Here is an 8,506-nt window from a genome sequence, read left to right as displayed (position 1 = left end):
CCTGCCAGCATCGTGTTCGGCATCGGCGACGTTGTTGCGGTTACCATCTTCGAAGCCGCGGCGGGCGGCCTGTTTATCCCGGCGGAAGCCGGCGTCCGTCCGGGCAACTTCGTCACCATTCCGGATCAGTCGGTCGACAATGACGGCTTCATCACGGTGCCCTACGCCGGCCAGGTCAAGGCCGCGGGTCTCACGGCCGTACAAATTCAGCGCGCTATCGTTGAGAAGATCTCCAACCGCGCCATTGAGCCTCAGGTCGTGGTGGCGATGTCCTCGCAGCGGACCCAGCTCATCAGCGTGCTCGGCGAGGTCAACGCGCCGGCGCGTTATCCGGCGAGTGCGGCAGGTGCGAAGGACAAGGTGCTCGACGCGATCACTCGCGCTGGCGGCATCAAGGGCCAGGGCTTCGAGACCTGGGTCATGCTGGAGCGTGCCGGCAAGCGGGCGACCGTGCCGTTCGAGAATCTGGTCATGAGCCCGGAGAACAATATCTATGTTCGTCCGGACGACAGCGTCTACGTCTATCGCGAGCAGCAGAAGTTCCTGGCGTTCGGTGCCAGCGGACAGAGCGGCGAGTTCAACTTCGACGCCTGGCGCATCAACCTCGGCGAAGCCGTGGGCAAGGCCGGTGGTCTCCTCGATGGTCAAGCCGATCCGGCTGCGGTGTATCTCTATCGCCGCGAGCCGCGTGAGGTTGCTGCCCAGCTTGGCATCGACGTCAGCAAGTACACCTCTGAGACGATCCCGGTCATCTTCAACGTGAACTTCCGCGATCCGGGTGGCTTCTTCCTGGCCACCAAGGTCATGATGAAGAATGGCGACGTGCTCTATGTCTCGAACTCGCGCAACGTCGAAACTGCCAAGTTCCTGCAGTTCCTGCGTGTGATCATGGCGACCGGCAGCGATGCCGTGAACCTCTCCAACGACGCCCTGATCTTCCGCAACAACATCAAGCTGGCGCCGTAAGGCGGGGCCAACCTGATCCACGAAACGATGGCACCGGGGCTTTGTCCCGGTGCCATTTTCGTTTAGCGAAGGCGACGCAGTTCGGGTTATGGATCAAGGCACCACTGAGCAAGGCGCGCCGGTCATCGGTCACCCCGCAGTGTTGCGAGGGGCGTCATGCGCTTTCGACGACGAGCATTCTGGTGTTTTCTGACCCTCATCATCGGGGGTCCTGTTTTGCTCGAGCAGGCTGCCGGTGCGGCGGGGGAGTTCGGAGTACGCCACCGGATCGATGTCGTGGTCTCTGCCGAGCCCGACGCGCCGATCTTTCAGCGCCTTCGAGGTGCCAAGGGAGAAGTTTCATTCGCAGTGCGCCTGTCGGCGAATTCCAAGGAGAGCCGGTTCTTCGGGATGCTGCACCCCTCCTTCTCGGATATCGTTGTGCCTGAAGGAGCGGGCAAACCTCTCGTCCCACAAACAAAGCTATGGGAGGAGGAGGTCTGCCATCAGCGGCGGGGCTTGCCCAAGGTGACGGTCACTCAACTCGCCGGGCATTTCGGCGAGGAGGGGGGGCGTATCGAGATATCCGGCATTAATCGCCACATAGGCAATCTGGTGCCACCCGACGAATTAACCCCTGGAATAAAGCTCGATCAGGGGAGTGATAACCTTGGGCTGTTCTACGGTTTTCGGGCGCAGACCCGGATCAGCCGCTTGAATGTGGATCTGAAGATCTATCCGATCGATTGCTTCCTCTAGAGCTAGAGCCGAGGCCGGCGAACCGACGATGCGCTTTCCGCTTCCCCGTATAAGTTGGTCGTGGAGCTGGCCTGCGACCTTCATCCTGTTCTTCGTCGCCGCCGGCGCGCCGTTCCCGTTCGGCTCGACCAACGACCTCTCGATCGGGTTCTGGTGCCTCTGCCTGGGCCTCGCCTTGATCGTGGCGCCGACGCGCGACTTGCGCCGGCCCCATTTCTGGATGATCGCGGGCATCGGGCTGATCGTGGCCGGATACGCCTTCGTGCTGCATGAGCAGCTGTCCGATCATCCCTGGATCGCGCCGTTCAATCCGATCTGGAAGCAGGCGTCCGAACTCCTGGGCGTGCCGATTGCGCCGTCGGCATCCATCGTCAAGAACGAGGCGTTCTTCGCATTGGGTGCGCCACTCGGCAATATTCTGGCGATCCTCCTCGGCATCACCGTCGGTGCCGAGCGTGAGCGCGCCCGCCGTCTGCTTTGGGTCATCGCCGTCTCCGGCAGCCTTTATGCGCTTTATGGCGTCGCTTCGTTCCTGATCGAGCCCACCATGATCCTGTGGCGGGACAAGACGGCCTATATGGGCAGCGTCACCGGCACCTTCATCAACCGCAACACGGCCGCGGCCTATTTCGGTTCCTGCGCGGTGATCTGGATGCTCTTGATCCTGGAGGATGTCCGCCGGCGCTTGCCTGAGCGGCACATCGAATGGAAGCGCGTGTCGCGCGACGTGGCCGAGATCCCGCCGCGCCAGATCCTGCCGCATCTCGGAGCGCTTCTGATTTGCCTGATGGCGATGTTCATGACCGGCTCGCGCGCCGGCGTCAGCCTGTCGCTGCTCGCGATGATCGCCTCCTTCACGGTGTTCCTGCGCAACGACCTGCCGCCGCGGACCGGAATCTGGATCTCGCTCGGCTCCGGCCTGGTGGTGGCGCTCGGCCTGATGCAGCTGCTCGGCGGCCGCGTCTCCAGCCGGTTCGACAGCCAGGGCCTGGTCGACGAGGGCCGCATCGAGGCCTGGAAATCCACGCTGAAGATCATCGCCGACAATCCCTGGTTCGGGACCGGCATGGGCACCTTCCAATGGGCCTTCCCGCCCTACCGCAGCCCCAACATCTCGATTCGCGGAATCTGGGATATCGCGCATTCCACACCGCTGGAGCTCGCCTCCGACGTCGGCATCCCCATGGCGCTTTTGGTGGCGGCCGCATGGGCGGTCATGCTCGTCATCCTGGGCCGCGGCGTGTTCGCCAGGCGGCGCGACGCCATCATCCCGCTGGCAGCGGCGGCGACCGCGAGCCTGTCGCTGCTGCATTCCTGCCTGGACTTCACGCTCCAGATCCCCGGCTATTCCATTCCGTTCTTTGCGCTTTTCGGCGCGGGGCTAGCGCAATCGTTCCGCTCGAGCGAGCCGGCGCGGGCGCAAGGCGAGGCGGTCGCCGCACCGGACCAGCAGGGGCGCCGGACGCAGCCTGCGCGCGGCCGGCGCCGCGCCCGCGAGCTTCACAAAACTGTCTAGTTTTGAAGCAGTTGCGCCGTTTACGAAGTCTTTAGAATAAGTGGACAGCGATTTGCTCTTCCGCTAGGTTCCGGCACTACACAGCCACTTGCCCGGGCCGAGACGTAAAGTGGGCAGACGTTTTTTGGAGGTTTATTTATGAGCGTTATCAAGATTGCGCTTCGCATGGCTGCGGCCGCGGCGCTCGCCGCGACGATTCACTCGGCCGCCAGCGCCGCCGTTTACCCGCCGCAGCGCCAGCTGCCGGCCACCGTCATTACCGATTTCAAGGCCGCCCCCAGCAGCCTGTTGCAGCAATATCCGACCGGCGGCCCGCAGCTGATCTCGCGCGTGCGCGATCTCGGCGCCTCCGATCCGACCACGCTCCCGGGCCTGATCGCGCTGCTGAAGGATCCCGCGACCACCAAGGACCAGGTCCGCGCGATCGTCGGCGGCCTCGCCCAAATCGCCCGCATGGCGGCCTCAAGCGACCAGGCCTTCGCCAATGAGATCCAGGCCGCGATCGCCAACACCGGCAATGCCGACGTGATCGCCGCCTACCAGGCCGCGACCGGCGACGTTGCGATCGCCGCGACTGGCGGCGGCGCGGGCGGTAGCTCGGGCTCGGGCGGCCCGATCGGCAATCCCGGCAATACCGGTGGCAGCGCTAACGGTGCGCCGACTTTCGGCGGCTTGCATTATGCTACCCAAGTCAATTCGAACGCCGGCGCCGGCGTGGGCGGCACCACTAACGCCGCCAATCGCATCAGCACGCGCTGACCGTATTTGCCCGGAGGCGGTAAGCCTCCCGGCTGCCTCGTTCGCTATCTAGTCAAAGCGGCGCGTCATCGCGCCGCTTTGCGTTTCGCCCGTTAAGCTTCCGCGCAAATTGTCATGTGCATGCACCGTTGCGCTGCATCAATTGGGTTCAGCCGCGTTTCGTCGCGTGTTATGTTCGCCCGCAACTGCCGGTGCTTTTTGAGTGCTTTTGCTCGCGCGACTTTCATTCCCCCGGTGCCATCCTCCAGACCCGGTCGCTGGACGATTTCAGGAATTGCACAATGCTGCAGGTGAATAAGCCTTCGTCGGAGATCAACCGGCAGGCAATTGAGGTTGAAACCTCTCCAGCGCAGGCGCTGAAATCCTATCTCGAAACCATCCGGCGTCAATTCCCGACCATGATTGCCATCGTGTCGGCCTGCGTGATCCTGGCGCTGCTCTATCTTTTCACCGCCGCCCCGCAGTTCACCTCCACCGCCTCGATGGTGATCGATACCCGCAAGGTGCAGCTGTTCCAGCAGCAATCCGTGCTCGGCGACATTGCGATCGATTCGGCGACGGTGGAAACTCAGGTCGAGATCCTGAAATCTGAGAACATCAGCCTCGCTGTAGTCCGTGACCTGCATCTGACTGATGACCCCGAATTTACCGGTAGCGGCGGTGGAGTTCTGGGATCGCTTGTCAGCTTCATTTCCAACCTCCTTTCGAGTGGGCAGCCGCCGACGGAATTCGAGCTGACGCGCAAGGCGCTGGGGGTATTCGAGAAGAACCGTACGATCAAACGCGTTGGTCTCACCTACGTCATGGAGATCGGCTTCACCTCGCGCGATCCGCAGAAAGCTGCAAAGATCGCCAATGCAATAGCCGATGCCTACATCGTCGACCAACTCGAGGCCAAGTACCAGGCTACCCGGCGCGCAAGCGTCTGGCTGCAGGACCGCATCAAGGAGCTGCGCACCCAGGCCTCCGCCGCGCAGAAGGCGGTGGTGGATTTCAAGACCGCCAACAACATCGTCGATGCCGGCGGTCGTCTGATGAACGAGCAGCAGCTTGCCGAGGTGAATAGCCAGCTCATCATGGCGCATGCGGCAACCGCCGAGGCCAAGGCGCGGATGGACCGCATTAACGACATCCTGAAGCAGGAGATTCCGGACGCCAATGTCGCGGACGCGCTGAAGAACGACACCATCGTCAAGCTGCGCGGTCAATATGTCGACATGGCCTCCAAGGAATCGATTTGGGCGATGAAGTACGGCGCGGATCACCTGGCCGCCGTAAATCTCCGCCGCCAGATGGCCGAGATCAAGAAGAACATCATAGACGAGCTGAAGCGCATCCAGGAATCCTACAAGAGCGATTACGACATCGCGGTGACGCGCGAGGAGAGCATCAAGTCGAGCCTGAACAACGTCGTCTCAGAATCGCAGCTCACTAATCAGGCACAGGTGCAGCTGCGCGAGCTAGAAAGCAGCGCGCAGTCCTACCAGGCGATGTACGATAATTTCCTCCAGCGCTACATGGAATCGGTGCAGCAGCAGTCGTTCCCCATCACCGAGGCCCGGGTGATTAGCGCGGCGACGACACCGCTGATCAAGAGTTACCCCAAATCCTTGATCATCCTTGTTGCTGCTCTGTTCGGTGGGGCTGTCCTAAGCTTCGGTGTAGCAATGGCGCGCGAGTTTACTGATAAAGTATTCAGAACTACGGGTCAGGTAGAGGAGATATTAGGGACGAATTGCGTCGCGATTTTGCCGGCGCTCGGCGGCGCCTCCTCCAGATCAAGGCTGGGTGCTGAACCCGCTGAGAACAATCCGGCGCCTGATCTCTTGCGCTATGTAGTCCAGAACCCATTGTCCCGCTTCGCGGAAGCCGTTCGCTCTTTGAAAGTGGCGGTGGATCTCAATTCCATCGTGCGCGAAAACCGAGTCCTCGCGGTAACTTCCACTCTACCCAATGAAGGCAAGAGCACGCTCTCGACCAACCTCGCCCAGCTGATGGCGCACAGCGGAGCCCGCGTAATTCTTGTGGACTCTGACCTGCGCAATCCGTCCCTCTCACGCGCCCTAGTACCGGACGCCAAGGTCGGCTTAGTCGACGTGGTTGCGCAAAAGGCGCAGCTAGAGGAGGCATTGATCCTCGATCCTGAGACCAAGCTCTCGATCCTGCCGACAGGCATGACCTCGAAGTTACTGCATACCAATGAAATCCTGGCGTCCAAAGCTATGCATGCCTTGGTCACGCTGCTGCGGTCTAAATACGACTATGTCATTCTCGACATGCCACCGATGGCTCCGGTCGTCGATGTGCGCGTTACCTCGTCGTTCGTCGATTCTTACGTCTTTGTGGTCGAGTGGGGCAAAACCAGGATCGACGTCGTGAAACACAATCTGCGGGGGTCACCCGAGATCCATGATAAATTGCTTGGTGTCGTTCTGAACAAAGCCGACACTAAAGCACTGGCGCGCTACGAATCCTATCACGGGCGCTACTATTATCAGAAGTATTACGCCCGTTACGGGTATGTGGAATAGCGATCGTCTACCAAGCGGAGCATTTTTACGCGCGCTACTGCTGCTGTTTGGCGTGGTCGGCTCCGTTTGGTCGTCGCTTGTCCTGCCGTCGTTCCAGTTGACGGCGCCGGCCCGCAACATCTCTGCGCGTATAATCGCCGACGAATCTTTCAAACCGGGGGCGCTCGGAGAAATGCTCTTGCGCACCAACGCCGTCTCAGAACCGCCCATGATACAGCCAGAATTCTCGCAGTCCCAAGCCCTGATCACACTCCGCGCTGCTGAGGAGGCCATCCTACGCAAGACTCCAGAGGAAGCTGACCATGAAATCGAAGCAGCCCAGAATAAGGTAAAGGCTGCACTTGCCGTTGCGCCAACCGATTCGTTCTTATGGCTGATGCTCTATTCAGCTGAGATCAGCCGCAGTGGCTTTGACCTTCAGATCGCTCACTACTTGGGCCAGTCTTACGCCGCCGGTCCGCTCGAAGGTTGGATATCCCTTCGACGCAACCGCCTCGCGCTGGCGGTCTTTGCAATGCTCAGCGAGGTCGTGCAAAGAGCCACTATCTCAGAATTTTCGAATATGGTGAGCTCTGGCTTTGTCGATCAAGCAGCTACCAATCTAGCCACCGTAGGCTGGTCGAACCGGGATCGTCTGCTGGCTGCCCTGACGCAAGTGGACATCACAGATCGCCAGAGTTTGGCCAAGCAACTCTTGAAGGTTGGCGTTAACGTCACGGTACCGGGCGTGGAAAGAGAGGAAAGGCCTTGGCAATGAAGTCCTTCGGAATGGTTGATGGCTCGATGACACTGGTGCTTGCGTTCTCAATGTACCTAGTCGACGCGCGTGCGCCTGCGGAAGCTCAGGCTTTGAGCGGGGCAAGGTTGACGGTACAAGCTCCTGCGGAGCAGTCTAATTCGAACATCGTGCGAGATGCCTTGAATCGGCCGTGCCTAGACGTTGAGGCAGCCGCACGAGCGCATGTTGTAAATCCCGATCTCATTGATCACGTTGTGAGCGTCAAGAACAACTGCCCCAGGCTCATAAAGGTGAAAGTCTGCTACTTCAATTCACAGCACTGCAACCCATTTGATGTTGCGGGCTACAAGCGAGTTGACACCGTACTTGGCACGATGACTCGCATTAGAATGTTCAAATACACAGTTTTCCAGCACTAGTCGCGAGATTTGCTCTTGTATCAGCACCAAGTCATGGACCATCCAGCTGGATCCGTACCAGGATTACTAGAAGGTGGTGTCACGGCTGTCATACCGACCTACAACTCAGAACGAACAATTGCTAGATCTGTACGATCCGTATTTCGACAGGATTGCGGTAAGCTGTCGAAGATCCTTGTGGTGGATGACTGTTCAACCGACCGAACCGTTGACGTGGTTCAGGAGATCGCAGGCGAGTCTCCGCGGAATATCGAATTGGAAATAATCAGAAACCCGAATAACTCAGGAGGAGGATTTTCCCGGAACAGAGGTATCGATCTAACCGAAACGGAATTTGTCGCATTGTTGGATGCCGATGACGAGTGGCGGCCGAACCACATATCCGCGTCATTAGCTTGGCTTGCCGAGCATAGGCTGGATCTCGTCTTTGGAATGCCTCAGCAGTTCTCAAGCGGTCCTCGGTACCGGCGTAACTTGTCACCTGTAGAGTTCATTTTTGTCGAGGGGGGTATCGCCCAAACTAGTAGCTTTGTCTTTCGAAATCAGCCATTGCTTCGATTTGACGAGAGGCTGCTTAAGCATCAGGATTTCGATTTCATCATGAATGCCTTCAGCAATGGGCTCGCCATTGATCAAATTGGCCAAATCACGACCCTGTATCACGATGCGAGAGAAGTTCGTTCGCGGGTCAGCAAACAGCGACGACCAAAAAGTTCGAGACTTTTCCTGTTAAAGTGGCGAAGACAAATGTCAGCCGATGCGCGTTTATTCTTTCTGATCCGATTTCACTTCTATAATCAAGGCCGCGTAGATCTAGCCACGGCTGCATGGGCGCTCG

The 8,506-nt window shown here is 59.5% G+C and carries 7 protein-coding genes; 6 read left to right on the top strand and 1 reads right to left on the bottom strand.

What is annotated here, in order from left to right; translation table 11 throughout:
• The 6 genes from IVB32_RS31555 to IVB32_RS31530 form a co-directional block, all read left to right on the top strand.
• A partial coding sequence (locus tag IVB32_RS31555; RefSeq protein WP_247412637.1) for a polysaccharide biosynthesis/export family protein occupies window positions 1-966 on the top strand: 966 nt, incomplete at its 5' end.
• A gap of 156 nt (window positions 967-1,122) precedes the next feature.
• Window positions 1,123-1,704 (top strand): hypothetical protein, encoded by a 582-nt coding sequence (locus IVB32_RS31550; protein WP_247372544.1) that lies wholly within the window; start codon window positions 1,123-1,125, stop codon window positions 1,702-1,704.
• A gap of 28 nt (window positions 1,705-1,732) precedes the next feature.
• Window positions 1,733-3,220 (top strand): O-antigen ligase family protein, encoded by a 1,488-nt coding sequence (locus tag IVB32_RS31545; protein ID WP_247372547.1) that lies wholly within the window; start codon window positions 1,733-1,735, stop codon window positions 3,218-3,220.
• 138 nt (window positions 3,221-3,358) lie between these two features.
• Complete coding sequence (locus IVB32_RS31540; protein WP_247372550.1) at window positions 3,359-3,979, top strand: hypothetical protein; 621 nt, start codon at window positions 3,359-3,361, stop codon at window positions 3,977-3,979.
• A gap of 281 nt (window positions 3,980-4,260) precedes the next feature.
• Window positions 4,261-6,510, top strand: a complete 2,250-nt coding sequence (locus tag IVB32_RS31535) for a polysaccharide biosynthesis tyrosine autokinase (RefSeq protein ID WP_247372553.1) — start codon at window positions 4,261-4,263, stop codon at window positions 6,508-6,510.
• On the top strand, window positions 6,500-7,267 hold the full coding sequence (locus IVB32_RS31530) for a hypothetical protein (RefSeq protein ID WP_247372556.1): 768 nt from the start codon (window positions 6,500-6,502) through the stop codon (window positions 7,265-7,267). Before IVB32_RS31535 ends, IVB32_RS31530 begins: the two co-directional genes overlap by 11 nt.
• An 878-nt stretch (window positions 7,268-8,145) precedes the next feature.
• Here IVB32_RS31530 and IVB32_RS31525 read toward each other — a convergent pair.
• A complete protein-coding gene (locus tag IVB32_RS31525; protein ID WP_247372559.1) occupies window positions 8,146-8,313 on the bottom strand; it encodes a hypothetical protein in 168 nt (55 codons plus the stop codon).
• Window positions 8,314-8,506 lie beyond the last annotated feature (193 nt).

The sequence above is a fragment of the Bradyrhizobium sp. 23 genome (genome assembly GCF_023073295.1).
GTDB classification, from domain to species: Bacteria; Pseudomonadota; Alphaproteobacteria; order Rhizobiales; family Xanthobacteraceae; genus Bradyrhizobium; species Bradyrhizobium canariense_D.
This window is presented reverse-complemented; position numbering and strand designations above follow the sequence as displayed.